General features: G+C 64.3%; 33 protein-coding genes and 1 pseudogene. 15 read left to right on the top strand and 19 right to left on the bottom strand.

The window, feature by feature from the left end:
- Positions 1-220 precede the first annotated feature (220 nt).
- Positions 221-1,126, top strand: a complete 906-nt coding sequence (locus tag AC1DYJ_RS22975) for an alpha/beta hydrolase (RefSeq protein ID WP_477282608.1) — start codon at positions 221-223, stop codon at positions 1,124-1,126.
- 357 nt (positions 1,127-1,483) lie between these two features.
- On the opposite strand, the gene AC1DYJ_RS22970 is transcribed toward AC1DYJ_RS22975, so the two are convergent.
- On the bottom strand, positions 1,484-2,335 hold the full coding sequence (locus AC1DYJ_RS22970) for a hypothetical protein (protein ID WP_477281821.1): 852 nt from the start codon (positions 2,333-2,335) through the stop codon (positions 1,484-1,486).
- A 184-nt stretch (positions 2,336-2,519) separates the two neighbouring features.
- Here AC1DYJ_RS22970 and AC1DYJ_RS22965 point away from each other — a divergent pair, with 184 nt between their 5' ends.
- Both AC1DYJ_RS22965 and AC1DYJ_RS22960 read left to right on the top strand, forming a co-directional pair.
- Complete coding sequence (locus AC1DYJ_RS22965) at positions 2,520-3,800, top strand: DUF763 domain-containing protein (RefSeq protein ID WP_477281819.1); 1,281 nt, start codon at positions 2,520-2,522, stop codon at positions 3,798-3,800.
- A gap of 242 nt (positions 3,801-4,042) precedes the next feature.
- Complete coding sequence (locus AC1DYJ_RS22960; RefSeq protein ID WP_477281817.1) at positions 4,043-4,357, top strand: hypothetical protein; 315 nt, start codon at positions 4,043-4,045, stop codon at positions 4,355-4,357.
- A gap of 67 nt (positions 4,358-4,424) precedes the next feature.
- Here AC1DYJ_RS22960 and AC1DYJ_RS22955 read toward each other — a convergent pair whose 3' ends face one another.
- From AC1DYJ_RS22955 to AC1DYJ_RS22940, 4 genes are all read right to left on the bottom strand, one after another.
- Positions 4,425-4,577, bottom strand: coding sequence for a hypothetical protein (locus AC1DYJ_RS22955; protein ID WP_477281815.1), 153 nt, complete (start codon positions 4,575-4,577; stop codon positions 4,425-4,427).
- Position 4,578: 1 nt separating this feature from the next.
- Positions 4,579-5,013: a hypothetical protein gene (locus AC1DYJ_RS22950; RefSeq protein WP_477281813.1), complete on the bottom strand. Its 435-nt coding sequence runs from the start codon at positions 5,011-5,013 to the stop codon at positions 4,579-4,581.
- A 267-nt stretch (positions 5,014-5,280) separates the two neighbouring features.
- Positions 5,281-5,997 carry a GcrA cell cycle regulator gene (locus AC1DYJ_RS22945; protein WP_477281812.1) on the bottom strand — a complete coding sequence of 239 codons (717 nt, stop codon included), beginning with the start codon at positions 5,995-5,997 and terminating at the stop codon, positions 5,281-5,283.
- A gap of 82 nt (positions 5,998-6,079) precedes the next feature.
- The gene (locus tag AC1DYJ_RS22940; protein ID WP_477426264.1) at positions 6,080-6,283 is read right to left on the bottom strand and encodes a hypothetical protein; all 204 of its coding nucleotides are present in this window, start codon (positions 6,281-6,283) and stop codon (positions 6,080-6,082) included.
- A gap of 254 nt (positions 6,284-6,537) precedes the next feature.
- Here AC1DYJ_RS22940 and AC1DYJ_RS22935 point away from each other — a divergent pair, with 254 nt between their 5' ends.
- Entirely contained in the window at positions 6,538-7,200 is a 663-nt protein-coding gene (locus AC1DYJ_RS22935; protein WP_477281808.1) for a LexA family transcriptional regulator, read from the top strand.
- A gap of 216 nt (positions 7,201-7,416) precedes the next feature.
- On the top strand, positions 7,417-7,788 hold the full coding sequence (locus AC1DYJ_RS22930) for a hypothetical protein (RefSeq protein ID WP_477281806.1): 372 nt from the start codon (positions 7,417-7,419) through the stop codon (positions 7,786-7,788).
- 135 nt (positions 7,789-7,923) lie between these two features.
- On the opposite strand, the gene AC1DYJ_RS22925 is transcribed toward AC1DYJ_RS22930, so the two are convergent.
- From AC1DYJ_RS22925 to AC1DYJ_RS22915, 3 genes are all read right to left on the bottom strand, one after another.
- Positions 7,924-8,166 (bottom strand): DUF2934 domain-containing protein, encoded by a 243-nt coding sequence (locus tag AC1DYJ_RS22925; RefSeq protein WP_477281804.1) that lies wholly within the window; start codon positions 8,164-8,166, stop codon positions 7,924-7,926.
- An 87-nt stretch (positions 8,167-8,253) separates the two neighbouring features.
- Positions 8,254-8,457, bottom strand: coding sequence for a hypothetical protein (locus AC1DYJ_RS22920; protein WP_477281802.1), 204 nt, complete (start codon positions 8,455-8,457; stop codon positions 8,254-8,256).
- A gap of 90 nt (positions 8,458-8,547) precedes the next feature.
- Positions 8,548-8,877: a DUF1236 domain-containing protein gene (locus AC1DYJ_RS22915; protein ID WP_352560772.1), complete on the bottom strand. Its 330-nt coding sequence runs from the start codon at positions 8,875-8,877 to the stop codon at positions 8,548-8,550.
- A 213-nt stretch (positions 8,878-9,090) separates the two neighbouring features.
- Here AC1DYJ_RS22915 and AC1DYJ_RS22910 point away from each other — a divergent pair, with 213 nt between their 5' ends.
- On the top strand, positions 9,091-9,399 hold the full coding sequence (locus AC1DYJ_RS22910) for a DUF982 domain-containing protein (protein ID WP_477281801.1): 309 nt from the start codon (positions 9,091-9,093) through the stop codon (positions 9,397-9,399).
- Between the two features lie 15 nt (positions 9,400-9,414).
- Here AC1DYJ_RS22910 and AC1DYJ_RS22905 read toward each other — a convergent pair whose 3' ends face one another.
- On the bottom strand, positions 9,415-9,714 hold the full coding sequence (locus AC1DYJ_RS22905) for a hypothetical protein (RefSeq protein WP_477281799.1): 300 nt from the start codon (positions 9,712-9,714) through the stop codon (positions 9,415-9,417).
- A gap of 175 nt (positions 9,715-9,889) precedes the next feature.
- Here AC1DYJ_RS22905 and AC1DYJ_RS22900 point away from each other — a divergent pair, with 175 nt between their 5' ends.
- From AC1DYJ_RS22900 to AC1DYJ_RS22890, 3 genes are all read left to right on the top strand, one after another.
- Positions 9,890-10,162: a hypothetical protein gene (locus AC1DYJ_RS22900; RefSeq protein WP_477281797.1), complete on the top strand. Its 273-nt coding sequence runs from the start codon at positions 9,890-9,892 to the stop codon at positions 10,160-10,162.
- A 94-nt stretch (positions 10,163-10,256) separates the two neighbouring features.
- Entirely contained in the window at positions 10,257-10,541 is a 285-nt protein-coding gene (locus AC1DYJ_RS22895) for a PRC-barrel domain containing protein (protein WP_477281795.1), read from the top strand.
- A gap of 101 nt (positions 10,542-10,642) precedes the next feature.
- Positions 10,643-10,792: a hypothetical protein gene (locus AC1DYJ_RS22890; RefSeq protein ID WP_142870100.1), complete on the top strand. Its 150-nt coding sequence runs from the start codon at positions 10,643-10,645 to the stop codon at positions 10,790-10,792.
- Positions 10,793-10,924: 132 nt separating this feature from the next.
- On the opposite strand, the gene AC1DYJ_RS22885 is transcribed toward AC1DYJ_RS22890, so the two are convergent.
- From AC1DYJ_RS22885 to AC1DYJ_RS22870, 4 genes are all read right to left on the bottom strand, one after another.
- Positions 10,925-11,146, bottom strand: a complete 222-nt coding sequence (locus tag AC1DYJ_RS22885; RefSeq protein WP_477281793.1) for a hypothetical protein — start codon at positions 11,144-11,146, stop codon at positions 10,925-10,927.
- Positions 11,147-11,422: 276 nt separating this feature from the next.
- Positions 11,423-11,830 carry a hypothetical protein gene (locus AC1DYJ_RS22880; protein ID WP_477281792.1) on the bottom strand — a complete coding sequence of 136 codons (408 nt, stop codon included), beginning with the start codon at positions 11,828-11,830 and terminating at the stop codon, positions 11,423-11,425.
- 189 nt (positions 11,831-12,019) lie between these two features.
- Positions 12,020-12,799, bottom strand: a complete 780-nt coding sequence (locus tag AC1DYJ_RS22875; RefSeq protein ID WP_477281791.1) for a hypothetical protein — start codon at positions 12,797-12,799, stop codon at positions 12,020-12,022.
- Positions 12,800-13,174: 375 nt separating this feature from the next.
- Positions 13,175-13,411, bottom strand: coding sequence for a hypothetical protein (locus tag AC1DYJ_RS22870; protein WP_477281790.1), 237 nt, complete (start codon positions 13,409-13,411; stop codon positions 13,175-13,177).
- Between the two features lie 228 nt (positions 13,412-13,639).
- Between AC1DYJ_RS22870 and dinB the strand changes: the two genes are divergently transcribed.
- On the top strand, positions 13,640-14,881 hold the full coding sequence (gene dinB / locus AC1DYJ_RS22865; RefSeq protein WP_477281788.1) for a DNA polymerase IV: 1,242 nt from the start codon (positions 13,640-13,642) through the stop codon (positions 14,879-14,881).
- 134 nt (positions 14,882-15,015) lie between these two features.
- Here the strand turns inward: dinB and AC1DYJ_RS22860 are convergent, their stop codons facing one another.
- Positions 15,016-16,848 carry a type I secretion system permease/ATPase gene (locus AC1DYJ_RS22860; RefSeq protein ID WP_477282606.1) on the bottom strand — a complete coding sequence of 611 codons (1,833 nt, stop codon included), beginning with the start codon at positions 16,846-16,848 and terminating at the stop codon, positions 15,016-15,018.
- 657 nt (positions 16,849-17,505) lie between these two features.
- On the opposite strand from AC1DYJ_RS22860, the gene AC1DYJ_RS22855 reads away from it, so the two are divergent.
- The 3 genes from AC1DYJ_RS22855 to AC1DYJ_RS22845 all read left to right on the top strand — a co-directional run bounded on the left by AC1DYJ_RS22855 (position 17,506) and on the right by AC1DYJ_RS22845 (position 20,423).
- Positions 17,506-18,165: a response regulator gene (locus tag AC1DYJ_RS22855; protein WP_477281786.1), complete on the top strand. Its 660-nt coding sequence runs from the start codon at positions 17,506-17,508 to the stop codon at positions 18,163-18,165.
- 150 nt (positions 18,166-18,315) lie between these two features.
- Positions 18,316-19,779: a sensor histidine kinase gene (locus tag AC1DYJ_RS22850; RefSeq protein WP_477281784.1), complete on the top strand. Its 1,464-nt coding sequence runs from the start codon at positions 18,316-18,318 to the stop codon at positions 19,777-19,779.
- Positions 19,776-20,423 (top strand): response regulator, encoded by a 648-nt coding sequence (locus tag AC1DYJ_RS22845; RefSeq protein ID WP_477281782.1) that lies wholly within the window; start codon positions 19,776-19,778, stop codon positions 20,421-20,423. Before AC1DYJ_RS22850 ends, AC1DYJ_RS22845 begins: the two co-directional genes overlap by 4 nt.
- Before the next feature lie 52 nt (positions 20,424-20,475).
- Here AC1DYJ_RS22845 and AC1DYJ_RS22840 read toward each other — a convergent pair whose 3' ends face one another.
- Complete coding sequence (locus tag AC1DYJ_RS22840; RefSeq protein ID WP_477426262.1) at positions 20,476-20,943, bottom strand: hypothetical protein; 468 nt, start codon at positions 20,941-20,943, stop codon at positions 20,476-20,478.
- A gap of 492 nt (positions 20,944-21,435) precedes the next feature.
- Here AC1DYJ_RS22840 and AC1DYJ_RS22835 point away from each other — a divergent pair, with 492 nt between their 5' ends.
- Together AC1DYJ_RS22835 and AC1DYJ_RS22830 are read left to right on the top strand one after the other, a co-directional pair.
- Positions 21,436-21,534: a putative RiPP precursor gene (locus AC1DYJ_RS22835; RefSeq protein WP_477281778.1), complete on the top strand. Its 99-nt coding sequence runs from the start codon at positions 21,436-21,438 to the stop codon at positions 21,532-21,534.
- Positions 21,535-21,596: 62 nt separating this feature from the next.
- A complete protein-coding gene (locus AC1DYJ_RS22830; protein WP_203279521.1) occupies positions 21,597-21,689 on the top strand; it encodes a putative RiPP precursor in 93 nt (30 codons plus the stop codon).
- A gap of 91 nt (positions 21,690-21,780) precedes the next feature.
- Here the strand turns inward: AC1DYJ_RS22830 and AC1DYJ_RS22825 are convergent, their stop codons facing one another.
- The 4 genes and pseudogenes from AC1DYJ_RS22825 to AC1DYJ_RS22810 all read right to left on the bottom strand — a co-directional run.
- Positions 21,781-22,971: a hypothetical protein gene (locus tag AC1DYJ_RS22825; protein ID WP_477281776.1), complete on the bottom strand. Its 1,191-nt coding sequence runs from the start codon at positions 22,969-22,971 to the stop codon at positions 21,781-21,783.
- A gap of 109 nt (positions 22,972-23,080) precedes the next feature.
- Complete coding sequence (locus AC1DYJ_RS22820; protein ID WP_477281774.1) at positions 23,081-24,133, bottom strand: sugar-transfer associated ATP-grasp domain-containing protein; 1,053 nt, start codon at positions 24,131-24,133, stop codon at positions 23,081-23,083.
- 79 nt (positions 24,134-24,212) lie between these two features.
- A complete protein-coding gene (locus AC1DYJ_RS22815; RefSeq protein ID WP_477281772.1) occupies positions 24,213-25,094 on the bottom strand; it encodes an EamA family transporter in 882 nt (293 codons plus the stop codon).
- A gap of 220 nt (positions 25,095-25,314) precedes the next feature.
- Positions 25,315-25,525: pseudogene (locus AC1DYJ_RS22810) on the bottom strand (IS110 family transposase); the annotation flags it as partial.

Below are 25,525 nucleotides of genomic sequence, written 5' to 3'. Positions count from 1 at the left end.
CCACGCCGTGGGGGCGAGGAACCCAAGCCTTCCAAGGCTGCGACCTCGCCGATTGTTGTTTCTCGCCCCCATGAAATGGGGGAGAGGTGGCCGCGCAGCGGCCGGAGAGGGAGAGCGCCATATGCGACTGGCCCTGCCCTACGGGACACGGGTGACTATGCGGGCCGGCTTGCCTAGGATGAAGGCGCTGGCCTGGCGCCGGTTTGTCGCGGAAAGCAAGATGGACGGTGTGGACGAACATCTCGACCTGACGGAGATCAACGCCGTCCGCGCGCTGCTGGCGTCGAAGCCGCGGCCGGTGGGCTGGGACGAGCGCCGGGCCCGGCTCGACGAAGTCGGCTCGTCATGGCGGATCGCGGACGACATCCAATGCGAAGCGGTAGTTTTCGACGGCCTCGCAGGTGAGTGGAGCCTCGCGCCCGGGAGTGACAGGGACCAGGTCCTGCTCTTCTTCCACGGTGGCGGCTACTGCTCCGGCTCGGTCAAAAGCCATCGCCGCATGGTGACCGAGGCGGGCCGGGCCATGGCAATGCGCACGCTCGCGATCGACTATCGGCGCGCGCCCGAACATCCATTCCCCGCGCAGCACGAAGACGCGCTCAAGGCATGGCGCTTCCTGACCGGGCAAGGGATCGCGCCGGAGCGCATCGTGGTCGGCGGCGACAGCGCCGGCGGCAACCTCAGCCTCTCTCTGGCAGGCAGGCTGCGCGCGGCGGGTGAGCATTTACCGGCCTGCCTCTGGCTGGTGTCGCCGTGGACGGACCTATCAATGTCGGGCGCGACGCTGGCGAGCAAAGAAGCGGTCGACCCCATCATCCACCACGCCTATCTGGAGGAACTGGCGAGCGCCTATGTCCCCGATAATGTCGATCGGCGCGATCCACTGGTCTCGCCGCTGTTTGCCGATCTCCGAGGATTTCCCCGCATGCTGATACAGGTCGGCTCCGCCGAGACGCTGCTGTCGGATGCAACGCGGCTCGCCGAGGCCGCCGGCGCGGCCGACGTCAAGGCGCGCCTCGAAATCTGGCCCCACATGATCCACGCCTGGCCGGTCTGGAACGCGCAACTGAGCGCCGGGCGACGGGCGCTGCACAGCGCGGGCGAGTTTGTGCGGGAGGGGTTGTAGCGCGGGGGTGGGTTGTCAGATGGCGGCGGCGACGATCTGGCAGAGGTTGCCTTGATCGCGGCCGGCTCGCCAACGTTCAGCCCCGGCCTTTTGCAAGGCTGTCTTCCGAGCCTTGGCGAAGGTTATACAAAAGCGTCGATCGCGCTCTCGCCAAGCGCCTCAAAGAGGATCCCACCGCCCGCTTGTTTACTTCACGCATGAAATAAGCAATCGCGTCGTCGCTGGTGTGCACTGCAAGGGAAAGATATCGATCCCGTCGTCACCACACTGATTAACTGGCTGACAGGCGGCGGTTCAGGAGTCATCGAGATCGGCGGGAATGACCGCTAGGACGGTTCTTCCTTCACATCGCCGCCCTCACCCGCCCCGCCCCATCATCCCCTCGAACCCATCGGCCAAATTCGCCGCCGCCTCCACCAGCATCGAGCGCACGCTTTTCGGGCGGCCGGGGGTCGGGTTGGCGTCGAGCAGCACTGGCTGGCCCTGGTGGATGACGAAATCGAATTTGCCGTAGTCGAAGCCGAGTTTTTGCCGCAGAAGGCGCATCTCGTCGGGCACCGGCACCGGCTCGCGCCTTATCGTCTCGGAGGCTTTCACCACGGCGTTGGGCGAGACATAGCGTGCGCAGCGTTCGCGCGTCCCGCAGAACACCCAGATGCGGGTGCCGAAACCATCGGCGACGATTTCCGGCATGAATTTATCCACCACCAGATCGGGCCTTTCGAGAAGCTCCGGAGGCACGTCGCCGCGGGCGGCGAAGACCGCGTAGCGGGGCATTTCGCGTGCGCCTGGAAACGGCGTCGGGCGGCCGTGGCGCGCGGCGCGCAGGTTGAAGCGCGCTTCGGGCAGGCCGTGGTGGTTGAGGTTGCTCTTGACGATCACCGGCCCGCTCCAGCCGTCACCGTCGCTGAGCAGCGCCTGGCTGATGCGGCGCTTGGAAATGTCTGAGACAGCAAGGTTCAGACAGAACGGAAAACGGGCGGCATAGTCGACATAGGCTTGCGGCACGATGGTGGCGTCGACATGCAGGATGGCGAGGTCGGCATCGGGCGGTTGCGACAGGCCGCAAAGCCGCCTCACCCGGTGGCCGCGCCGCTCGAGTTCGGCCAGGATGTCGAACAGCATATACGGACTGTCGCGCCGGCGCAGCGGACGCCACGGCGTCTGGAACCGGTCATATTCATGCGTGACCACAGCGATGTGCGCCACGTGTGCTCCCTCCAAGCAGCGGCACGCATATTCAAACGGCTTTGGTAGGATCGCAAGGATGGGTGACGGCGGGACAGCCGAGCGACAAGGGACTGCGCCCACCACGCTTGCAAATCTCCACCCAGATGCCATCTAGATCTCAGGCGCACCGCCGGACGCGCCTTTAGCCACGGAGAACAAGACTTTGACGCAGCGAAGCGGCAGTGCGGACCTGCCGCTGCATGGCGGACGGGTGCCGAAATGGCTGGGCGATCGCATGACGCGGCTGGGCGCGGTGCTGTGCGAGGCGATCATCCATCATTATGGCCGCGACGAGCTGTTGCGGCGGCTGGCGCATCCTTTCTGGTTCCAGTCCTTCGGCGCCGTCATGGGCATGGACTGGCACTCCTCGGGCATCACCACCTCGGTCGTCGGCGCGCTGAAGCGCGGACTGAACCCGATGTCGCGGGAGCTCGGCATCCATGTCTGCGGCGGGCGCGGCGCGCATTCGCGCAAGACGCCGCAGGAGCTGACCGCTATCGGCGAGCGCGTCGGCATCGATGGCTCGGCGCTCGCCACCGCCAGCCGCCTGGTCGCCAAGGTCGACAGTGCCGCCGTGCAGGACGGCTTCGACCTCTATCTGCACGGCTTCATCGTGACCGACGACAGCCGCTGGGTGGTGGTGCAGCAAGGCATGAATGGCGACAGCCGCCAGGCGCGCCGTTACCACTGGCTATCGGAAGGGCTGACCAGCTTCGTCGACCAGCCGCATGCGGCGATCGAAGGCGAGACCCAGGGCGAGATCGTCAACCTGACCGACCATCGCGCCGAGCCGTCGCGAACCGGGCAGCTCGATTTGCTGAAGACCATGAGCCCGGAGCGGATACTCGACGAACTTGCCGTGCTGGAGCCGCCGCCGAAGGTTCAACCTGCGAAACCCGCGGCGCAGCCGATGCTGCCCAACCTGGTGATGCCGGCGCATCATGACGTGCGCGAGAGCGACATCGTCATGCACCGGCTGCACGGCAACATTTCCGCGGCAATCGAAAGCGGGCCGGCGGATTTCCCCGAACTGCTGCTGGTGCCCGGCGTCGGCGCGCGCACCGTGCGGGCGCTGGCCATGGTGGCCGAAGTGGTCCATGGCGCACCCTGCCGCTTCTCCGACCCGGCGCGCTTCTCGCTCGCCCATGGCGGCAAGGACCGCCACCCCTTCCCGGTGCCGTTGAAAGTCTATGACGAGACGATCGCGGTGCTGAAATCGGCCGTCGGCAAGGCAAAGCTCGGCCGCGAGGAAGAGCTCGGCGCGCTGCAGCGGCTGGATGGCGAAGCGCGGCGGCTGGAGCGCTACGTCACCGGGCCGAGCCTGAAGGAAATCGTCGCCGGCGAGTTCGACCAGTCGCATCTGCTCGGAGGGCGCAGCGTGTTCGGGTGGGAGAAGGCGCCAGATGCTGGTGAGGCTGCGAAGTCAGAGAAAGAAGGCGGCTGAAGCGTTTCAGGGATTGATTCACCGAACCGCCCCAAGTGCCTGTTTTTATACGCTCCTTCGCTGATTCACTTGCCAGGTTGGTGGCTGGGGTGGCGAAGGGTTCAAAATCGAAGGGATGGGGCTGAAAGGTGGCCACGGTGACTAGCCTCACCGCGCGCAGAGGTCGTCACATCTCGCAGAAATTTTGGAACGAGGTCGCGCCCAGGGGGTTATATTAGATTAACCTTGAATAGGAGGCAGCTATGAAAAAGCTCCTGCTTGCTTCAATGATAGCCATCTCCGCAGCGGCAGCGATGATTGCCCCGGCGAATGCCGGCGGGCGCATCGTGATCGGCATCGGCAACGGCTACGATGACAATTACTACAATGACGGATATCGCGACTACTATGGCGACCGCTACGCTCCTCGCTATCAGTACGACGCCTACGATAACGGCTTCAGGTACCACAGGTATCACAGGTACCACAGGCATCATCACCGCTGCCACATAGAGCTGGTCAGGCATTGGCGCCATCATCACAGGGTCGTTGAGGAAGTTCGCGTTTGCGAGCGGTGATCCTGCGTGAACCGGTCCGGCCGGCATCTGTCGGCCGGCCGCCTTGCCTCTTCGCGGACTGCCGGCCTCAGTGCGGCTTGCGCATCAACATCATCCCGTAGTGCACCGCCAGCAGGTCCAGCCCTACCTTCAGCAGCTTCACCACCACATCGCGTCCTTCGCCGGTACGCTCGGCGAGCGACTTCACCGACTGGCCTTCCAGGCAGATGTTGCGCACCACGTCAGCCACTTCCCAATGCGCCAATGCGGCACGAGCGCCGGCATGGGCGCGGCCGGCGTTGAGCACGCGGTCGGGAATGCCGCCATTGATGCGGCCGCCGTCGACGCGCTCTTCCCACGGCATTGGCCTGAGCCCCTCGCGCGAGGCGCGCTCGAAAGCGCTGGCCGGCCTCGCGCTGCTGGCGTGTCAGCGAGGTGATGCCGACCAGCGGATCGACATAGCGCACCCGCACGACGCCGCCGGTCGCGGTATAGCCACCATTGGAAATTTCGTAGACGCGCCGCGCCTCCTGCGTGCCCACGCTCAGCCGCTTGCGGCCGAAGCTGTCATCCTTGAGCGCAAAATCGTGGCCGATCTCGCGACGAATGCGCACCTGCTCGGCCTCGTCCTTGGGCAGCTTTGGTGGCTTGGCTTTCTGCGCGGTTTTTTTGCTCATCGGATGATCCTTTTGGGGATTGGATTTTTGGCCGGCAAGGTTGGAGATCCTTCGCGCCCCCCTCTGCCCTGCCGGGCATCTCCCCCACGAGGGGGGAGATCAGATGTCGCGTAGGCCTTCGCCAGTTACCGTCGCCGCAAGGAAGGCAGCGTGGGCGCTGCTGCTAATCTCCCCCCATGTGGGGGAGATGTCCGGCAGGACAGAGGGGGGCGCTGTCCCGCCGCCTCTCGATCATGGTGCGCCCCCGAAGGAACCGAGCCTAGCTTTTCACACCACCTCGGCCACAGGCCGATGGAAGCGCGCCTGATGATATTCGCAGTAGCTTTTCAGCGCTCTTGTGCGCAGGCCGCAGCACAGCATGTCCGCGCCAGGCCTGCTGCCGGGCGCGTCTTTCTCCGGGTCTTCCTCCAGCGTCAGGTCGAGCGGCGCGCGGCAGCGGTTGAACAGGCAGTCGATGAAGCGCATTGCGGCGACATGCGTCTGGCGCCCGATGGCGGCGGGGCGCGGCGCCGGCAGCTTGAAGCGGTAGATCTCGCCGTCCACCACCAGCCGCCCCTCGCCCGGGATCGAGCGCGCCGGCCGGGTCGGCAACAGTGGCTTGGCCATTGGCTGACGGGCCGGTTTGGCGGCCAGCCAGCTTGGTGCTGCCTGCTTCGAAACTTCAGGCCTTCTTGCGAGCTTGCTTGGTTGCACCGGCTGATTACTCGCGGCCGCGTCATGAGCTACATTTTCACTGGCTGCAGTTGGTCTTGCTACGCTCTTCCCCGCATTCTTCCTGGGTCTCCCGCCGGACCTACCACCCTTGGGATTGGCGAAGCCGATGGTCTTCAGCGCAGCGTTGCGGTGGACGATGCCGATGATGGCGTTGCGCGAGACCGGGCTGCCGCGCAGCGCGGTGAAGCGGACGGCGATCCTGGTGGCCGACAGGCCGTCGCTCAGCCAGACGGCAATCTCCTGCAATTCGGTCTCGGTATAGGCAGTCATGTCGGATCCATTGATTTGCGCGCAAAGGCGGGCGCTCAGCCTGAGGGCCAAGGCAAGGTTCAGAACGTCGGGTTCGGTGTTGTCAGGCGGTGCTGGCGGCCGGCAGGGAGCCGGCGAGATGCCGCAATGCGGCTTCCGCTGCCGCCTTGGTGAGGGCGGAAACCGCCCTGCCCGTCAGCCGGTCGAACAGGATGACAGTGCCGTCTTCCGTGCGGATGCAGRAAATGCCCTGCCGGCTGGAAGCGATGGCCGGCGACCCACCGGGATTGGTGGCGCCATCGGGCAAAAAGGTGGCCGGAGCCGGGAGAGGAACGGCTCCGGCCGTTCCGGTCGACAGGGGGAGGTCGACCGGAACCGGGGCAGACGCCCCGGTTTGCGTCCGGACCGGGGAGGAGGACAGCCCGGACGATTGGAGAAAGCTGACGAGGCCTGCGGAAACGCTTGCGGTTTGTTCGATCATGCGTTAAGCGTACGATATGTACGAAACGCATGCAAGTGAAATCGTACATATCGGACGATAAATTTCGGGCAATTTGTACGATGCAGGAACCAAGGCACAGATTGCAGCAGGCACGGGCGGAGGCGGGCTATGCCTCGCCGAGCGATGCCGCGCGGGCATTGCGCGACATCAACAAGAACACGCTGATCAGCCACGAGAACGGCAACCGGCCGCTGTCGCGCAAGGCAGCCGAGAAATATGGCCGCCTGTTCGGCGTCGATCCCGGCTGGCTCTTGTTCAATGGCGAGGGCGGCAGCCTTTCGGGCGGCCATTTTGGCTTCGACGAGGCGGGCCGGCAGATCCCGATGCCGGCGCTGGCCACGGTCGACGTGCCCATCGTCTCGTGGATCAGCGCTGGCGAACTCGGCAGCCAGGAGATGGTGGTCAATCTCAGCGATTATCCGACCATCCCCACCACCGATCTCGAGCAGGGCCAATGGATTGCGCTTCGCGTCGACGGCCCGTCGATGAACAAGATCTCGCCGCCGGATTCGATCATCTTCGTCAATTTGCGCGACAAGCGGCTGGTGACCAATGGCTGCTACGTCATTTCCGACGAAAGCGGCCAGGCCACCTACAAGCGCTACCGCCCCAACGAGAACCCGCCCTTCCAGCCGGCCTCCTACATGGACATCCCGCCGCCGGCGCTCGAAGGCGCCATCACCATCATCGGCCGGGTGAAGCGCTCGATGATCGATATGTGAGGGGCTGGGGCGAATACGCGCCGAGAACTGTACTCCTGCATTGCTCGGGCGTGCCTGGTCCTCTCACCACAGCGATACGCTGTCCACAAGCTGATCGTCGCCTCGCGCCGCAATTCCGCAGATCCATCAGTTGTCGTCATCGTTCAAATTGTACGCAATGCGCTTGACCAAATTTCGTACGTAAAGTACGATACTCTTTTCATCGAGGGGACTTCCGTGAGCACAGCGAACCATACCGCTTTCGCCGATCTCTCCCGTCCGCTGCCGTCACCTCCCCTGCCATCGCCCCCGCTGTTGTCGCTCGACCAGCGCGAACGCGTTGCCGGAGCCTGGCGCATGGCCAGCCAGGACATCGCCGACGACATCCGTTTCATCCGCCAGTATCTGAAGGTGATTGCCGAGAAGGACGAGAGGCTGTCGACCGGCACGCTCGTTCACAGCCGCGCCTATGTCGAGGCCTGCGCCGGCTGGCTGCCGCAGACGGTGGCGCGCTATCTGCGCCACCTGCGCCAGATCACAGAATGCGAGATGACGATGACAGAAGCCGGCATCCGCTTTGCGCTGTCAAGTTATGCCTGGGAGGCGTGAAGGGCGGTTCGCCCTGTCGGCAAACACAACGAATTGCGCTGCCTGTTGCCGGCGCAATTCGTCAGGTTGAGAGGCTTGGGCGCGCCTGAACGGCGGGTGCCAGGGACGGCTCCGCCGCGCGAGTTCAGCCGTGCCCTATTTCGACTTGGCCTTGCCGGACTTTGCGGCCGCAGCAGGCTTTGCTGCCTTTGGCTTGGCGGCAGCTTTGGCGGGCTTGGCGTCGGCCTTCTTGGCCGCCTTTTTCGGCTTGGCGGCCGCGCCGTCGATTTCGGCCGTGGCCCGTTCCCAGTGTTCTTGATGCGCGCCTTCCGGCCGGCCAGCCTGTTCCCAGATCTCGTGTGCCCGCTGGCGAATGCGGTCCTGTCTGTCGTCCGTCACTTAAGCCTCCGTGGTTGGGTCCGATCGGTTGGTCCAGATTCCACGAAAACATTAGCCGAAATTTGAGCCGGCGTCTTGAGTGTGCTTTCAATGCGGATCGGAAACGACCGCGACGCCGAGCAACGCCGCTTTCTTGGTGATCAGCCCGGCGAGGTCGGCATCCGACCGATCCGTGCCGGTGCGCTCGCGCAACAGCTCGATCGCTTCCTTCATCGACAACAGCGCGGTGCTGCGCTCAGCCAACAGCTTGTCGCAACACGCCGCCACATTGGTCTCGACATGCGGCAACATGGGCAATGCTCCTTTCATCATTCGGCCCTGCCGCCCCTTATGGGATGAACGGCAGGGCCATATTGGTGGTTCGTTCAGTTGTGGCCGGCGTTACTCGACCACCTCGACGATCCGTCGCGTGCTGGGATCGACCAACACTGTATGGTTGTCGACGACAGCGTATCTGTACTGAACGTCAGGAACCTCCTGCAGCTCGACCGTATCGGGCAAGGCGGAGCCGACATTCAACTCGACGCCGAGCAGACTGACCGAGGCCAGCGGATGTTTCTTTACGTATTGGTGCACGACCGTGCGCTGTTCGGGGGTGATGATCACCTGCTGCTGTGCCGGCTGCGTGACGATGACTTCGTCGGCGGCGGCGACGCCTAGCCCTGCGATCATGGCGAGCCCGGCGACGGCGGGAATAAGAACGGTTTTCATCTTCGTCTCCTGTCGTTGTTGGCGAGCTCCGCCGCGTTCCCGCACGAGGCGAAAACAGCACAAATGGAGATGGCGGGCTCTTGGGGGGCAAACGCCTCCGATACGGTCTTGTTCCGTAAGTGGAGACTAATTGATCGGCCCGACCAGCCATTGTTGCCGGAACCGCACCGGCATGATTCGCATTGAAGGACGATCCCTCAGGAGACCTTCAAAATGGACGATATGCGGCTGCAAAAGCCGGTGGCAATTGCCGTCGGCGCCGGCTTCCGACGCGACATCACCACGCTGGCCGAGATGCAGAATTTTCTTCAGGAATGGCCGCACGCCAGACGTGGCAAGATTTACGAAACGGCGCTGAGGGCCTGCGAAATGGCGAGGACCGGAAACTTGACCAAGGACCAGGCACGGCGGGCTTTCGCAGCCTTTACCGAGGCGGCCGGCATTGCCTGGACCGGCATCGATCCGGTGACGGCGCTGCGCCTGGCCAAGGCTGGAACTGGCCGGCCTCACCCCACACTGTAGAGACCGCAGACGAGATCATTGCTTAGGCGGCTGCACAGGCACCTCGCCGGGCTTGATCACCGGCGTCTTGCCCTGATCCGGCGGCGGCTGCATCATGCCTTGGTCACCGCTGGGCGGCGGCTGCAGCACGCCGCCGCAAGAGCCGAGCTTGTCGGCCGAATTGCCATTGCCGTCAGCGGCGGCAGGCGGCTGCTGGCCGCCATCCTGGGGCTGCGCCTGGCAATGCGCGGGAGGAGCGCCCTCGCCGCCGTCTTGCGCGGCTGCAGGGCCGGCAACCGCCAGCAGCGCGCACGGCAAGAAAACAAAGATTTTCATTGTCCGGGTCTCCGGTCTGGAACCGTCTTCTTTTGGCAAATGCAGCTCAGCGGCAATTGGTTCCCCCAATGGTTCCCCAGGCGTCTCCCAAGCAAGGTGGACCGGTCTCGGGAACCTGCTTGCCGGCGGCGAGTTCCACCTTCTCGATACAAGCACCGACCCCAAGGAGAAAATTATGGACCCGCGCAGAAAACCAAGTGACGAAGTGGAAGCCCCGACGCCGCACCAGCAGGACTGGGATGCGTTGCGTGGCGCAAGGATCCTGCCCGACGGGGCAGACGAGGAGAGCCTGCCGGACACCACCGGTGTCGAGAAGGAAGGCGACCTGCCCGAGGAAGATGATGACAACCCCTATCAGGACAGCGACGAAGCCTTGCCCGACGATGCCGAGGAAGCCGCCATTGGTCGCGACCCCGCGAGGCGCGGTGGCCCTTTCGACGAGGTGTGAGGAACCAGTCTGCGCCGGACTTTCGTGGTGTTTTACCGGAACTCTTCGTCTGTTTGCTGGTTAGGAAATGATCCAACCCCGAAGGAGATCAGACATGGATCACACCAATCACGCACGACTTGCCAGCACGGAACTGACGCCCGACATACTCGAAGGCGCGACCATCTATGGCCCCGGCGATGAGAAGATCGGTTCGGTCGATCATCTGCATGGCAGCGAGGTTGTCATCGACGTCGGCGGCTTCCTCGGCATCGGCGCCAAGCCGGTGGCGGTCGCCACCAGCCAGCTAGATTTCATGCGCGACGAGGATGGCGACGTCCACGCCGTCACCAGTTGGACCAAGGACCAGCTCAAGGCGATGCCGGAGCATCGCGACTGATATTTTCGAAGGGTCCGGTCCCGGCCGGGCCTTTCGTTCGTCACGCCAGTGCGCCCTGGCGGCTTGGCTTCGACGGCGCTCTGGTGATCAGGGAGAGACCGATGATCAGAAAACTCAAATCGGGAAAATATCGCCTCTATTCGCGCAAGGTCGATGAAAAGACCGGACGGCGACGCAATCTTGGTACCTTCGACAGCCGGGAGGCCGCCGAGAAACACGAACGCGAAGTCCAGTATTTCAAGCGCCATTGAGATCGCTCACCTGTTGGCAAGCGGTCGCCTGACGCGAAGTGGGCGGGTGCACACTCCGGCGTCGCAGGGCGGCCGGCGAACCGTACCGTCCACCGTCGGCACTTTAATGCCGACGGACGCGTGATCGGGCCTTCAGTTCGATGGCGGGTCGCCCAGCGCCTCGGCGACGAAGGACGCCGCGATGAGGTCGTCGGCATCGATGCGTAGGGACCCTTCGCTACCCCCCATGATGGCCGCGACCTTCTGGAAGGTCTGCATCTCGTATTCGGTAATCCTGGCGTTTCGCATCCTGGCTTTCAGATCGGCGATGCGTCTGCCCAATGAGGCGGACGTTCCGATTTCTCTTTTCGACATTGTGTCGTGCTCCTCCCCCAACCCATGCCTGGTTTTGCCCTCTGCCCGCTTTGCTGCACCCATGGTTGCCTGTTTATAAGGCATCACGAATACAGTCGCGGCAACGCGCAGTATTGGGGAAGGTTCCAGCGTAAAATGGTCACGAAATAATACGGGAGGGCCGGCGGCCCGAGGCGGCGACACGCGCCGCAGCCACCGGCTGCGACCATCACGCCGTACCAACCCCCGTCGCTATTGGCGACGAGGGCCGGATTGCGATCGCCTTAGTGCGAACAATCAGCGAGTGGCAGACGGTACGGCTGCGGCCGAACGCGCCGTTTCGGGTGAGAAGACCACGAAAGCAAAGACCAGAACGGCAGCGGCGACGATGAGCGAGCCACCGGCAACCACAGGTTCGAGCGCCGGGTTTCCCTGCAACATCACGTAGAGGGCCGGCAGCATGATCACCAAGCCAACCGTGTAGAGCCAGTAATGGATCATGGCGATGCGGCGCGCCGCCTTTTGTGGATTGAGCGCGTAGTAGCCGCCGAAGATGGCGCTCGTCACCCAGCCCAGCAGGTTGATATGCGCATGCGCCGGGAAAGCGCTGTGCTCGCCGGAGATCGCCATCTGCAGGCCGGCCGCGATCCCCAATATGAGGAACACGATGGCTGTTTTGAAAAAAAGCTCTGAAACCCTAGGCATGTCGTTACTCCCCCGATGCCGTCTATCCCGGCATTGCAAAGGCTACACTTGGGAGTGAAGATTTTCCATGCCGCACTTGGGGTTAGTAACGCTTTTCCCTCAAGGCCGGCGGTGCCGTCGTGCCGTCAAAAAAGCCGCCGGGGCGAACCCCGGCGGCTTGGACGTTGGGCCGTTTCAGCCGCGATCGGCTTACGGCGTTGCCGGAGGAGCCATCTTGGCGGCTGCCTGGTCGATCTTTTCGGCAAGCACGCCGTTGGCCCAGTCGGTGACCTCGGCGTCGACCGGCTTGTTGGCCATATCGGCGAGAGCGTCATCGAGCGATGGGATGTTGTCGTCAGCCGTGTCGGCAGCCGTCTGCGCCGCGGCAGCTGCTGTTTCAGCATCCGTGACCGCGTCCTGCAGATCCGCGATCGCTGCGGCCTGGTCCGCCAGTTGCTCGGGCGTTGGAGGTGTAACCGCATTCGCCTCGTCGAAGGCCTTCTGCTGGGCCGTCACCGCGTCCTCGGCCGCGGTCACTGCCGCATTTGCCTTGTCGAGCGCGTCTTGCGCGTTCTTGGCAACTGCCGACGCCGTCACATAGGCCTGAACGCCGGCGAACTTCTTGCTCTTGGAGTTCAAATAGGCGTTGATGTTGCGTTGCAGCGAGTTCAGCCGGCCAAGCTTGGCGTGGATGTTCTTTTCCTTGGGCGTCGCGGCGACCTCAACGTCATCGACGTCATCATCGGTCGCGGCCTTCTTTCCGGCATGGGCCGATGCCGACTTGCCATGCGAAGCGCTGTTGCCGGATTTGCCGCTGTTGCCGGATTGGCCGCCTTTGCCGTTGCCGCCGCCATTGCCGTTGCCGCCGCCATTGCCACCACCATGGCCGTGGCCACCACCGTTGCCGTTACCACCAGCACCGGCCATGGCCGGAGAGGCCAGAAGCGCAAACGCGGCAACCGCCGCCAAAAGAGTTTTTCGGGATGTCATGATACCTCCTCGAGGGATAGCCACCTCCGCCGACTCGGCTATAGCAGCGCCATATGAGAATTTGCTAATTCGATCGGGTAAACTTTAGACAAATGCGGTTGCGGTACGCGATAATCGTCCTGCGAAAGGCCGGAGACGATTTTGTAAATCATTGAATTATAATACAAATATGAAAACATCAGAGCAGATCGGCCCTTTGCGCGACTGACGCCCTATACTGATCAGACCTTAGGCCCAACTGGCCGTGACACTTAGGTCGCAGCCGACGGAACCATGACCGTCGTCGCGTAATTTATCGAGCAGGCGTCGAATGCTGGATACGGCCGATTGGTCGCCCCGCAGGCGCGACCTTTCCAAGCGCTTGCGGCATTGCGCCTATGGCATCCGCAGGATATCGGCGCCGGCCTGTTCGTCGAACAGCACCGCGCAGCCGCGCCTCAGCGCCACCGCAGACAGGGCATTGGCCACCGCCTCGTCCGGCGACACGAAATCGCCGGTCAGCACCCGCAACTCTTCCACCGCCTTGGCCATCGACACGCAGTGTCCGGCAACGCGATCGCTCGCGCAGGCGTCAACGACGCTGACGAGGTCGATCATCTCGAACTGGCCCATACCGGCCTCCACGAAACAGCGTCCCTTCACGACAATGAACGCTCTGGCGAGCGACAATGTTCCGCCTGCCCCGGAGAAGGCAGATCAATCGACGTCCGGATCTCCAGCGAATTCACTAGATGTAAGCGCCGAGCTTGACAGCGGACCCTGTTTGTTCTCTATTTGTTCGTCAAAACCACCCTAGCAACAGACGCGGCTAATGCTGCAACGCCCAAAGGAACGGCCGGGATGGAACCCACCATCCTGCATGCGGATCTCGATGCCTTCTATGCCTCGGTCGAGCAGCTGCTCGACCCGTCGCTCAGGGGCAAGCCGATTGCCGTCGGTGGCGGCGTCGTGCTGGCCGCTTCCTACGAGGCCAGGATATTTGGCGTGCGCGGCGGAATGCCGGGACGACGCGCGCGGGAGCTTTGCCCGCAGTTGATCTTTGTCGGCGGAAATTTCGGCGAGTACCAGAGGCTGGGCGACGCCGCGATAAAAGTGCTCGATGATTTCACGCCGCTGGTCGAGCGCATTTCCATCGACGAGGCCTTTGCCGATGTCGCCGGCTGCACGCATCTGTTCGGGTCGCCGGCCGAGATCGCCGCCACGGTGCGGCGGCGTGTGCGGGCCGAGCTCGGCCTGCCGATCTCGATCGGCGTGGCGCGCACCAAGCATCTGGCCAAGATCGCCTCGCAAGTGGCGAAACCCGACGGGCTGGTGGTGGTCGATCCGGCAACGGAGCTCGCCTTCCTACACGATTTGCCGGTCGGACTGATGTGGGGCGTCGGCCCGGCGACCAAGGCGCGGCTGGCCGAGATCGGTGTCGAGACCATCGGCCAGCTGGCCAAGACCCATAGCGGGGCCTTGCGCCGGCTGCTCGGCCCCGCCGCCGGCGAGAAGCTGGCGTCGCTGGCATGGAACCGCGACCCGCGAAAACTCGAGACGCAGCGGCGCGCGCATTCGGCCGGCGCGCAGTCGGCGCTTGGCAAGCGGCCGGCCGAGGCGCATGTCTTCGGACCTGTTCTTCTGCATCTGGCAGACCGGGTCGCCAGCCGCCTCAGGGCGAAATCGCGGCCCGGCCGCACAGTGACCGTGCGGGTGCGTTTTGCCGATCTGCGCGCGGTCACGCGCTCGCTGACGCTCGAGCAGCCGATTTCAGCAACCGCGATGCTCGCCGAAATCGCCGAGGAGCTGGTGCGCGGCGTGCTCGCCGCCAACGCTGGCGAGAAGACCATCTCGCTGCTGGCGATCTCGGTGTCGCAGCTCGAGGAAAGTGCCGAGCTGCAGCTGGACCTGCCGCTCGGGCTTGCCGACGAGAAACAGCGGCCCGGCAGCAAAAAAGGCCTAGCGCGCTTTGGCGCCGACCGCGCCATCGACAAGATCCGCCAGCGCTTTGGCAAAGAGGCCGTCGGCTATGGCGCGGTGGCGCTGGAAGCCCGGCGCTCGGTTCCCGACGCCTTCCGCGAACTGGCGGAAAAGGAGCTGTGAGAGCTTTGTTTTTTCGCAATTCCGGACGGAAAACCGCTCACACTTTTCCTGGAATTGCTCTAGCGGCCGGTGTGCCAATAGCGATGCACCTTGACGCCGCCCGCACTTGCCCCATCCCAAGGCGCGGGAGGCGCTCAGCATCGTTCCTGCCTTCGGTCGCCGGCCGCCATCGCGCCGGACGTCGGCTCTTCGGCGGCGAGCCTGAGGCGCGGCAGGGCAACCACCGCCGGCTGCGGCCGCGGGAACAGCTTGGCCAAAATCTCATCCTTGGGGCCGAAAGCCTGGACGCGGCCCTGGTTCATGGCGAGGATGAAATCGACTGTGGCGAGCGCGCCCGGCCGGTGCGCCACCAGCACGACGATGCCGCCGCGCTGCCGCACCCCCATGATCGCCCGCGGCAGCGCCTGCTCGCCTTCAGCATCGAGGTTTGAATTCGGCTCATCGAGCACCACCAGGAAGGGATCGCGATAGAGCGCGCGGGCCAGCGCGATGCGCTGGCGCTGGCCGGCCGAGACCGCCTCGCCGATCTGGGTTCCGTACCCGTCGCGGAAACCGACGATGAGATCATGCGCGCCGGCGGCATTGGCTGCGGCTATGATCGCCGCGGGATCGGCATCGGGCTCGAAACGCGCGATGTTCTCGGCGACCGTGCCGGCAAACAGCTGCACATCCTGCGGCAGATAACCGATGAAGCGGCCGCGATCCTCCGCCGACCACTGGTCGAGGTCGGCGCCGTCGAGGCGGATCCTGCCGGCGGCGGGCTGCCAGGCCCCGACGAGCGCCCTGACCAGCGTCGACTTGCCCGAACCGCTCTGGCCGATGATGCCGACGGCATGTCCTGCCGCAAGGGCAAAACTGGCGTCGTGCACCAGGAGCCGCTGCGTGCCGGGGGCGGCGACACTGACGTCCCGCATGAACACGTGGCGGCTTGGGGCCGGCGTGGCCACCGGATCGGCGTCGGCCGGCACCGCGGCGAGAATCCTGGTCAGTCGCTGCCAGCCCTGTCGCGCCGTCAGGAAGCCTTTCCAGTTGGCGATGACGAGATCGACAGGGGCCAGCGCGCGGCCGCTCAGGATCGATGCGGTGATGATGATGCCCGCGGTCGCCTGCTGCTCGATCACGAGCCAGGCGCCGACGCCGAGCATGGCCGACTGCAGCAGCATGCGCAGACCCCTGGACGCGGCGCCGAAGCCGCCGGCGATATGGCTGACACGGCGCTGGTCGGCGAGATAGATGCGGTTGGCGTCTTCCCATCGCCTGACCATCCTGCCGCCCATGCCAAGGGCCGCGATCACTTCCGCGTTGCGGTTGCCGGCGGACGTCAGGCCGTCGCGGATGATGCCGGTCTGGGTGCCGGAGGTGACCGGCTTGCGCGTCAGCCGCTCGGCAAGGACGGTCAAAACGACGAGCACGATCGCGCCGACCAGGGCAGTCAGGCCGAGAAGCACATGGAACATGAAGATGACGGCCAGATAGAGCGGCAGCCACGGCAGATCGAACAGGGCGGTCGGGCCGCTGCCCGACAGGAAGGCGCGCACGCTGTCGAGGTCTCGCACCGACTGGGTGCTGTCGCCGTTCCGCCCGACCTTGAGCGGCAGCTTCAGGACGCTGGAATAGACGCGGGCGCCGAGCACCTCGTCGAGGGCGCCGCCGATGCGCACCAGAATGCGGCCGCGCACGAGATCGAGCACGCCCTGCCCGGCGTAGAGGATGACGACGAGCACGCTGAGGCCGATCAGCGTCGGCATGCTGCGGCTTGGCAGCACGCGGTCGTAGACTTCGAGCACGTAGAGCGAGCCGGCGAGCATCAGCAAATTGAGCACGCCGCTGAACAGCGCGACCGCGGCGAAGGCTGAGCGGCAGCCGGCAAGCGCGGCTGCTAGCTCGGACTTTGCGGATCCTGCCGCCGGCTTTGCCCTCTCCGGCTGTGGCTTGCCGTCGGCCAGCCGAACCGGGGCTGGAGTCATGGCGGGCTCACGGCGAGACCTCCAGACATAGAGCAACAGCAGCGCGCCGAGCGTTCCGCCAAGGACCGCCCAGCGCGTGCCGATTTCTGACGCCGCAAACTGCACTTCGCCCTCGCGCTTGTGGGCGCGCTCTCTTGTTGGCCGCACAAGGCGGCTGACTACCCCAGACCTGTCGTAGCGCCGGGCGTGCCCGCGGAACGCGGCATCGCCGGCAATGAGCTGTTGGTGACGTAAGCGGCTTTGAACAGGGAAGGCCTGGCGGGGCGACTGCGCCCATTCGCCCGACACAGCTTCCCCGGATGACGGAATTGATCCGCCGTTGGACTGCCTGCCATGCTCACGTCCATACCCCAAACGCGCGCGGTCTACGTCGACCGCCTGAGCCTTCTTATCCCCCCACCATTTACGCAGGTTGCAATTGGCACGTCCATATAACCGTGGTTATAGGCGCGAATGCAGGCACGCAACGCCAGGTCTGCTCTTGGGCGCAGGACCGTAACGCTTTGACTTGAGCGGGAAATACTGTTCATGATTGAGTATGGGCGACTATCGTCTCAGCTGGACGAAAACAATTGCGCCGCTCCGGCATGGCGTTTTTGTTGGCCGGCCGCTGCCGTTCACGCCGTCCCTGGCAGTCGAGCATAAGGGGAACTGACTATGGTCACCACGGTGTTCATCGCCGATGACCATCCGCTTCTGCTGCGCGGGCTGGCTGACCTGATTGCCCGTGATCCCGGCTTCCTGGTCGTCGGATCGGCGCTCGAGGGCAAGAGCGCGCTGGCGATGATCCGGCAAGAGGTGCCGGATGTCGCGGTGCTCGACCTGCGCATGCCGGGGCTGAGCGGGCCTGAAATCGCCGCCGAACTCGGCAGGCTGGGGCTCGCCACGCGCTGCGTGCTTTTGACAGCAACCGCTTCCAACGCCGAGCTTTATGATGCCGTGATGGCGGGGGTCGCCGGTATCGTGTTCAAGGAAGCCACGGTCGAGACGCTGGCCAAATGCATCCATCAGGTCGCCGCGGGCGGACGCTGGTTGCCCGCCGAGATCGTCGGTGACGCTGTCGAAAGCGAGGCTTCCCGGCGGATCAGATGGCAGAAGCTGTCATCGCTGCTGACCATGCGCGAGATGGAGATCGCCCGGCTCGCCGCCGAAAACAGGCCGAACGGGCAGATCGCGCTCGATCTCGGCATTTCGAAAGGTACGCTGAAAATCCACATGAACAACATCTACCGCAAATTGCAGGTCTCCTCGCGAGGCGAGCTTTTTCAGCTGGTGGCCGGTCAGATCTCGCACGACGCCTGGACGGGACGGCTATGAAAACCGTGCAGCTGTCCGCGACAGCCCGGCTGTCCGACTTTACCGGCCCTGTAAGATCTCCGGCGCCGCGGTGCAGCCTAGGCCGCACCGCGGCGGCCAGAATCTCGCATCGGCCAAAATCTTGCACAGGCCCAAAATCTTGCACAGGCAATGTCACAAATGCTGCGGCGTCTCTATAACAGGCACGGGTCGGAAGGGTGGATCGTGCGATTGCTTGGGGTTTTCCTGGGAGAGTTCCCGCAGCGCTGGGGCAGGCTGTCGCTGGCGCTGCAGTTCCTCATTGCCGGCGGTATCGGGTTGCTGGTGGTGATGCTGGTGGTCGGCCTGTGGGTGACCTCGCAGATCCGGCAAGGTGTCATGCGCAATTCGGCCGCGACCACGGCGCTCTATGTCGACAGCGTGATCGCGCCGCTGTTGCCCGACATGCGCAAAAGCCGCGAGCTCGACGATACCGTCAAGCGGGCGCTCGACGAGACGCTCGACCAAGGTGCACTCGGCAAGCGGCTGGCGTCGTTCAAGCTGTGGCGGCGCGACGGCACGATCCTCTACGCCAAGGATACGACGCTGATCGGCAAGGTGTTCGAGCCGAACGCCAACCTGATCGCCGCCTTCAGCGGCAACGTCGTGGCCGAGTACGACGACCTCGACGACGACGCAGAGAGCCAGTACGAGAAAAAGACGGTGTCTGGACCGCTGCTGGAAATCTACAATCCGGTGCGCGAACCCTGGTCGGGCGAAGTCGTCGCCGTTTCGGAGTTCTACGAGATTGCCGACGACTTCGAGTTGTCGCTGAACGCCGCCCTGTGGCAAAGCTGGCTGGTGGTGGCCGGCGCCACGGCGGCTGCATTGGCTCTCTTGTCGGGCATCGTCTTTCGCGGCAGCCGCACCATCCAAAGCCAGCGGGCGGCACTCGAGGCCAAGATCGCCGAATTGCGCGCGCTGCTGTCGCAGAATTCATCGCTGCGCCAGCGCGTGCAGCACGCCTCGCGCCGCGCCACCGCGCTCAACGAACGCTATCTCAGGCGCATCGGCGCCGACCTTCATGACGGGCCCGCCCAACTCGTGGCGCTGGCGGCACTCAGGATGGACAGCCCGATCCTGCTCGATCCCGGCGCCTCCACCGTGCTGCGCGAAGCCGAGATCGCCGACATCCACAAAACGCTTGACGAAGCGATCCGCGAGATACGCGGCATCTGCAACGGCCTCGTCCTGCCGCAGATCGAGACAGCGGCGGTGCTCGACATATTGCGGCTGGCGGTGGCCGAGCACGAACGGCGGACCGGAACCTCGGTTTCGCTGACGCTGCCGAAACGCTTGCGCGAACCCGGCCCTTCCGAGAAGATCAGCATCTATCGTTTTGTCCAGGAAGGCTTGAACAACGCCTATCGCCACGGAAAAGGCAGGGATCAGGCGGTGAAAGCGGCAACGAAAGGCGGCAAGCTGGTCGTCGAGGTGCTCGACGGCGGTCCCGGATTCGATCCGGCAAGAAGCGAGGGCCTGGGGCTTGCCGGCCTCAGGGAACGTATTGAGAGCATCGGCGGCCGGTTCGAAACCGTTTCCGGCCCACAAGGCACCCGACTGGTGATAACATTGTCCATTGAGGAGCAATCGTGACCCACGCCATCCGCATTGCCATTGTTGACGACCATCCGTTGTTTCGCGAGGGCGTAGCGCGCAGCCTCGGCGAGATCGGCGGTTTCGAAGTGGTCGGCGAAGGCGCCAGCGCCGAGGATGCCGAAAGGCTGGTCGCGGCCATGCGGCCCGACATCGTGCTGCTCGACATCAGCATGCCGGGCGGCGGGCTCACCGCCGCGGCAAACATCATGGCCGGGAACCCCGGCCAGAAGGTCGTCATGCTGACCGTGTCGGAAGCCAACGCCGACGTTGCCCAGGCGCTCAATGCCGGCGCGCGCGGCTATGTGCTGAAAGGCGTCGGTTCGAAGGCGCTGGCTGAAATCCTCAGCAATGTCGCGGCTGGCGAAAGCTATGTCTCGCCGACACTGTCGGCCCGGCTTCTGTCGGACCTGTTGTTGCAGCCGACCACCCGCAAGGCCGATCCCATCCAGCAACTCACCGGCCGCGAGACAGATATTCTGCGCCTGGTGGCGGAAGGCTTGAGCAACAAGGAAGTCGCCGCGCGGCTTTCGCTGCAGGAGAAGACGGTCAAGCATCACATGACGCGGGTTCTGGCCAAGCTCAATGTGCGCAACCGCACCGAGGCGGCGCTGCTGATGCGCGAGGCGCGAGGCGCGGGCTGACGCGCGACGCCCGGACCATGTGCACCAGGCGCTGAAGCAAAGCGGCTGGCCGTCACAAACTTTTCAAACGTGCCACATCGGCGGGGGTCGCCGGGCGCTCGACAATGGTGCGGTCGAGCGCGTCCTTCATCGTGAACCGGCCATTGTGAATATCTTCCTTCATGCCGTTGGGATGAGTGACCGTGATGCCGCTGGCGTCGACCTCAACCTTGTCGCCGGTTGCGGAGTTCATATGGCTGGCATTGCTCGTGTTGCCCTTACCGGCATTGCCCTTGCCCTTGCCGTTACCGCCGCTGTTGCTGTTACCGTTTCCACCGCTGTTGCCGTTGCCACCGGCATTGCCGCCGCCATTGCCGTTACCACCGCCATTGCCGCCTCCGCCCCCATTGCCGCCCCCGCCCCCATTGCCACCGCCGCCGCCGTCCTTGGCGAAGGCGCTGCTGGCGGCCATCTTGGCGGCGCCGTCAAAGCTGAGGTGGTAGGGCACAAGGATCAGAGCGAGCGTGGTCGACGCCCGCAAGGCAAGCCAGCAGAGTTGGCGCAATCGCGTAATCTGTTTCTTCCCTTGATGGTCAGCGAGGACCGGTCCGATCTGTCCAAAACCGGAACGGCGCTGTTACCAGCGTAACATCCACAAATCGACGTCCGTACGAAAGCGGCTTACGACCCTTGTCTTGGCTAATACAGACCTTTTTATTACAATTGTCAGACTTAAGTCCTATGTTTTGCAACCGCTAGCTGTGTCCGCGACGGCTGGACAGCGGCGCCCTATGGTGCGCCGACCTGAAACCGGCCGATCATCACCGCGACATCGTCCGCCGTTTCGGCCACTTTGCGCACCGCAACCCGATCCCTGGCCGCGCCATGTGCCCAAGAACAATGCCTTTCAGACGAAGGTGGATTTGCGGGTTAGCGCATTGGGACCAAGAAAAACCGGGACGGGATGACGGTACCGCAAAGGTTGACAGTGTCGATCTGTCAGGCATTATCGCGTGATCCTGGAGGATGCACTATGAAGAAAGCCTATTTGAAGCCGGTGCTGATCAAAAAAGGCAGGCTCTCGCAGGTTACGGCGGTCACCAACGGCGCCGGTTCCGGCCCCGTAGAGTGAAGTCGTTCCACCGGGCTTTGGCCTGACACTGGCGCGTGCGCGCCTGACATTGGAGATGCGGCATGAAGAAGACCTATTCCAAGCCGGTGCTGGTCAAGAAGGGCAAGCTCTCGCAGATCACCGCGAACGGTGCTTCCGCCCCTATTCCGGGCTAAACCTTTTCACGCCGATCGAAGTCATCCTGACACGGTCGGGCGGCGCGGTCCTTTCCAGAGCATGATCTTTTCCCGCGGATGACGGGAGAATTTAGCGCGCAACCACCAGATCGTCGAGCACGAGCTGCCAATAGTGGCTCGTGGAAAGACGTACGCGTGTCACCGCAGCCAGCATCGGCGCGTAGTGCACGGGCGCCAGCGCCGACAGGATGATCGTGTCGCTGGCGATCAGCCGGTCGCCAAGCCAGCTCTCCACCAGTGCGGTTTCGCCTTCGGATATCAACCAGGCCGCTGTCAGCATCACGGAATGGAACCCGAACGGTTTTTCGCTTGAGAATTCCGCCGGGTGTCCGCTGCTCGTATAGCAGACATGGTCTCCCGAGATGTTGCCGTTGATGTAGCCTTCGCTGCCTTCGGTATGATCGCGCGCAAGTGCGTTCAGGTTGAACCAGGTCAACCCGGCATAACCGGACGGCACCTTGCGCAGGCCGCGCGAGGTGACATCGTCGAAACCGATGGTCTGCAAAGACGCTGCGCTGTCCATGGCCGCGTTTTCGGGCAACAGCAGCCCGAGTTCAGTCGGATAGGCCGACAAGGTGAGCCTGCGCGCAATGCCGCGACCGGCAATGTCGATCGCGTCGGCGTCATCGGGGAGATCGAGGCGGAAGCCGCCGCCATCACTGAGCGGATGCACCGCCACCTCTCGCCCATTCGCCATCACCGTGACGCTCGCCGAAACACCGTCGGCTACGCGACCACTGAGCCGGCGTATCGGAAACAGGCCGACCGGCTGCAGCATTGCTTCCGAGACCAGCCCGGTGGGCGAGCCCGGCAGCTGCCGCAGATGCTGCGACTGGACCGCGTTGGCGCTGCTTGCGCGCCAGCCGGGCGGCACAGAAACGGTGAAGCGGTAACTGCCCGGCACATGGATGGGCGCGGCCCGACGTTTCGTCGACGCCAGGAAATTGGCAAAGCCGCCGCGATTGCTCCGCGCCGCGGCGACGAAGCGGCCGTCGCCATCATGCAGTCTGACCATTATGCCGGCCATCGGCCGGTCGCCGAGCCCGTACCGACCGTCGCGATCGGCATCGAAATAGACAAAGGACGAATAATTGAGCTTGCCGTGGTTGCCCGACCAGTCCTGGCGCACGGCGTAGTCGTTGGCCGGATTTTCACGCAGCCGGGCCTTGCGACGCAACCTCGCCTGCCGCCAGACGAGAGCCGTAACGACAGCGGCGAGCCCGACCAGGAGCAGCGCCTTGATCACGGACGGCTCAAACAATGCTGTCGGCCCTGGCTTTGCTCATTTTGATCTCCTGCGACAAACCATATATCGACGCTGCGGGCTCTTGAGCAACCGGACACGCGACCGGCGGAGCATGGCATCGGTCTCACATGCCCATTTCGGCCCAGAAACCGCGCTGTTCGGCGGTCCGTTTCAGGCTGCCGTGGCATTGGTGGATGTCGAGCCCAGGGCTTGTGTTGGCCTCGACAATGACGATGCCGGCCGGCATCAGGGCGACATCCCAGCCGACAAGGCCGGGATAGGGCAACAGGCCCGCAAGGTCGAGCATCGCCGATTTGACGCCTTGCCAGTCGGGCACGGCATTGCCCTCAATCCGAACGCCGGTTTCGGGATGCGCGTCCATCCGATCGCGGCGGCGCTGCGCGGTGTTGTAGAACAGGCCGGCAGCCAGCACGCCTGTCTCGACATCAACCCTTGCGGCGACGCCGCCATTCATTCCCGAATGCCAGTTGTCGGTGGGAAAGGTTGTGGGACGGCCCATCTTCATCGTCGCTGCCAGCAGGATCGGCCGGTGATCGGAAAAATGCGTGCCGGTCAGCACGCGCAGCGTGTTTAGCGTCGCCGGGAAGAAGGCTTCGCTCCATGGCCCCTGGCGGATGATGTGCGAGACGATGTAGCCGCTGGGCTTGTCCCGCGAAAAGCGCTCCAGCCATTGCCGCGGTTCGATGCTTCTGCCGTTGACGAGGATGCCGTCCGACATCTGCACCAGCCGCATCGCGCCTTTCCCCTCGCCGTCGCCGGCCGGTTTCAGAAACAGGTCGCCCTTTTCGGCGAGCAGCTGAAGCACCGTATCCAGCTCAAGAATCTCGCCGGCGAGGCTGATGAGTTTGCGGCCGGCGACATAGTGGGTGACGGGCGGCGCCACCGACGGCATGACGCGGTCGAGCCAGAGTTTCTGGTCGAGCTTGTTGGACAGCGCGGCGGTGAGGAGGCGATTGTAGGTTCCCCTGCGCCGCCCCTGCAGGGTGAAGCTGAAATAATCGTGCTCGCGATAGGCCCTGTCGTCGAGCATGGCCAGGCCCTTGGACGGATGGCCCCTGAGCAGGCTGCGAAGCCGCCAGCCAAGCGACGGCGCGGGTCCGGCAAATTCCTTCTCGAGAAAGGCCCTGTAAAACAGCCACCGGCGCGCAATCGACATATCGGCCCCCCTGCCCCGGCTGCCAGATATACCGATTTTCTAGGAGCAGATCACTTACCGTCCACAGGGCTGTGGGCAACTATTCCGGCGACGGCACAGGCGGCTTCGTCGTCATCGCGGCGCCGAAGGCGGCGACGACCACGGCGGCGATGCCCGCGCATTGCAGCGGGCTGAGGATTTCATGCAGGAACAGGAAGCCGGCAAGCGCACCCAGCGCCGGCTCCAGGCAGGTCAGCGTGCCGTAGAGCCTGGCTGGCATGCGGGTCAGCGCCACCATCTCCAGCCAGAACGGCAAGGCGCTGGAGAACAGGCCGACCAGCAGCGCGCTGACCAGGATCGCGGGTGCGACCAGGCCGGAACCCGCCTCGGCGATGCCGAACGGCAGGGCGATGGCGGCGGCGATGATCAGCCCGTAAGCGGTCGTCTGGCTGCCGAGCTCGGCGCCCGCCTTTTGCGCAAAGACGATGTAGAGCGCCCAGCAGCCGCCGGCGGCAAGCGCCAGCATCACGCCGATCGGGTCGAGCGCGCTGCCGGAATGGATGAAGGGCGACAACAGCAATATGCCGGCAACGGCCAGCGCCACCCAGACAAAGTCGCTGGCGCGCCGCGACGACAGCGTCGCCACCAGAAGCGGGCCGGAGAATTCGAGCGCCACCGCGACGCCGAGCGGGATTCTGGCAAGGGCGGCATAGAACAGCAAATTCAGCGCCGCGAGATTGACGCCATAGGCGATGAGCCAGGGCAGCACGGCGCGCGACGGCCGCACCCGCCAGGGTCTCAGCACCGCCGCCAGCATCAGCGCGCCGACGACCAGCCGCAGCGCCGTGGTGCCGTTGGCGCCGATCAGCGGAAACAGGCCCTTGGCGAAGGTGGCGCCGATCTGGATCGACACCATGGCGCCGAGCAGCGCGCCAATTGGCAAGGCTTTCGCTTCGGCTCCGGCAATCGGCGTCGACGTCAATTCAGTCTCCTCCCGCGCGGTGTGCCGCAGCGTTGGCCCGGAATAGGGATAATAGGCCTGGCTGTCGTGTGGCACGGGCAGACTGTTGATAGGGCAAGGGTGAAGCACCCACCTCCCCCTTTGTGGGGAGGTCGGACCGCAGGTCCGGGTGGGGGTGCTAGCGCAGACGTTGCAGGATGTTCCTCGCCCCACGACGTGGGGAGAGCGACTATCTGGGGTGTCAAGTTGCATTTGCGAACTGGCTTCTCGCGTCGCGTGCTTTTGCATTGAGAATGACGAGAAGTTTTCGGGCGAGTGCGATGCGGATGAGCATTTTGGGCTTTCCCGCCTGTTGCAACCGTTGAGCGAAAGCTTTGAGATGGGGATCGAATTTGGCCACGATGGCAGCGACGATGAAGAGGATGCCACGCGGCCCGGCGCGTCCGCCGCGC

It is taken from the genome of Mesorhizobium sp. P2_B11, from assembly GCF_056404855.1.
Note: the sequence above shows the minus strand (reverse complement) of the source record. Positions and strands in the feature narration are given on the sequence as shown.

What these genes read in the sequence shown, in the direction of transcription:
- AC1DYJ_RS22870 (WP_477281790.1), bottom strand. Translation starts at nt 13,411, where the DNA reads ATGGGCCAGTTCGAGATGATCGACCTCGTCAGCGTCGTTGACGCCTGC.
- AC1DYJ_RS22960 (WP_477281817.1), top strand. Translation starts at nt 4,043, where the DNA reads ATGAAAAAGCTCCTGCTTGCTTCAATGATAGCCATCTCCGCAGCGGCA.
- dinB (WP_477281788.1), top strand. Translation starts at nt 13,640, where the DNA reads ATGGAACCCACCATCCTGCATGCGGATCTCGATGCCTTCTATGCCTCG.
- AC1DYJ_RS22975 (WP_477282608.1), top strand. Translation starts at nt 221, where the DNA reads ATGGACGGTGTGGACGAACATCTCGACCTGACGGAGATCAACGCCGTC.
- AC1DYJ_RS22915 (WP_352560772.1), bottom strand. Translation starts at nt 8,877, where the DNA reads ATGAAAACCGTTCTTATTCCCGCCGTCGCCGGGCTCGCCATGATCGCA.
- AC1DYJ_RS22890 (WP_142870100.1), top strand. Translation starts at nt 10,643, where the DNA reads ATGATCAGAAAACTCAAATCGGGAAAATATCGCCTCTATTCGCGCAAG.
- AC1DYJ_RS22905 (WP_477281799.1), bottom strand. Translation starts at nt 9,714, where the DNA reads ATGAAAATCTTTGTTTTCTTGCCGTGCGCGCTGCTGGCGGTTGCCGGC.
- AC1DYJ_RS22950 (WP_477281813.1), bottom strand. Translation starts at nt 5,013, where the DNA reads ATGAGCAAAAAAACCGCGCAGAAAGCCAAGCCACCAAAGCTGCCCAAG.
- AC1DYJ_RS22910 (WP_477281801.1), top strand. Translation starts at nt 9,091, where the DNA reads ATGGACGATATGCGGCTGCAAAAGCCGGTGGCAATTGCCGTCGGCGCC.
- AC1DYJ_RS22860 (WP_477282606.1), bottom strand. Translation starts at nt 16,848, where the DNA reads ATGACTCCAGCCCCGGTTCGGCTGGCCGACGGCAAGCCACAGCCGGAG.
- AC1DYJ_RS22880 (WP_477281792.1), bottom strand. Translation starts at nt 11,830, where the DNA reads ATGCCTAGGGTTTCAGAGCTTTTTTTCAAAACAGCCATCGTGTTCCTC.
- AC1DYJ_RS22830 (WP_203279521.1), top strand. Translation starts at nt 21,597, where the DNA reads ATGAAGAAGACCTATTCCAAGCCGGTGCTGGTCAAGAAGGGCAAGCTC.
- AC1DYJ_RS22885 (WP_477281793.1), bottom strand. Translation starts at nt 11,146, where the DNA reads ATGTCGAAAAGAGAAATCGGAACGTCCGCCTCATTGGGCAGACGCATC.
- AC1DYJ_RS22820 (WP_477281774.1), bottom strand. Translation starts at nt 24,133, where the DNA reads ATGTCGATTGCGCGCCGGTGGCTGTTTTACAGGGCCTTTCTCGAGAAG.
- AC1DYJ_RS22875 (WP_477281791.1), bottom strand. Translation starts at nt 12,799, where the DNA reads ATGACATCCCGAAAAACTCTTTTGGCGGCGGTTGCCGCGTTTGCGCTT.
- AC1DYJ_RS22895 (WP_477281795.1), top strand. Translation starts at nt 10,257, where the DNA reads ATGGATCACACCAATCACGCACGACTTGCCAGCACGGAACTGACGCCC.
- AC1DYJ_RS22855 (WP_477281786.1), top strand. Translation starts at nt 17,506, where the DNA reads ATGGTCACCACGGTGTTCATCGCCGATGACCATCCGCTTCTGCTGCGC.
- AC1DYJ_RS22935 (WP_477281808.1), top strand. Translation starts at nt 6,538, where the DNA reads ATGCAGGAACCAAGGCACAGATTGCAGCAGGCACGGGCGGAGGCGGGC.
- AC1DYJ_RS22900 (WP_477281797.1), top strand. Translation starts at nt 9,890, where the DNA reads ATGGACCCGCGCAGAAAACCAAGTGACGAAGTGGAAGCCCCGACGCCG.
- AC1DYJ_RS22835 (WP_477281778.1), top strand. Translation starts at nt 21,436, where the DNA reads ATGAAGAAAGCCTATTTGAAGCCGGTGCTGATCAAAAAAGGCAGGCTC.
- AC1DYJ_RS22945 (WP_477281812.1), bottom strand. Translation starts at nt 5,997, where the DNA reads ATGACTGCCTATACCGAGACCGAATTGCAGGAGATTGCCGTCTGGCTG.
- AC1DYJ_RS22850 (WP_477281784.1), top strand. Translation starts at nt 18,316, where the DNA reads ATGTCACAAATGCTGCGGCGTCTCTATAACAGGCACGGGTCGGAAGGG.
- AC1DYJ_RS22920 (WP_477281802.1), bottom strand. Translation starts at nt 8,457, where the DNA reads ATGTTGCCGCATGTCGAGACCAATGTGGCGGCGTGTTGCGACAAGCTG.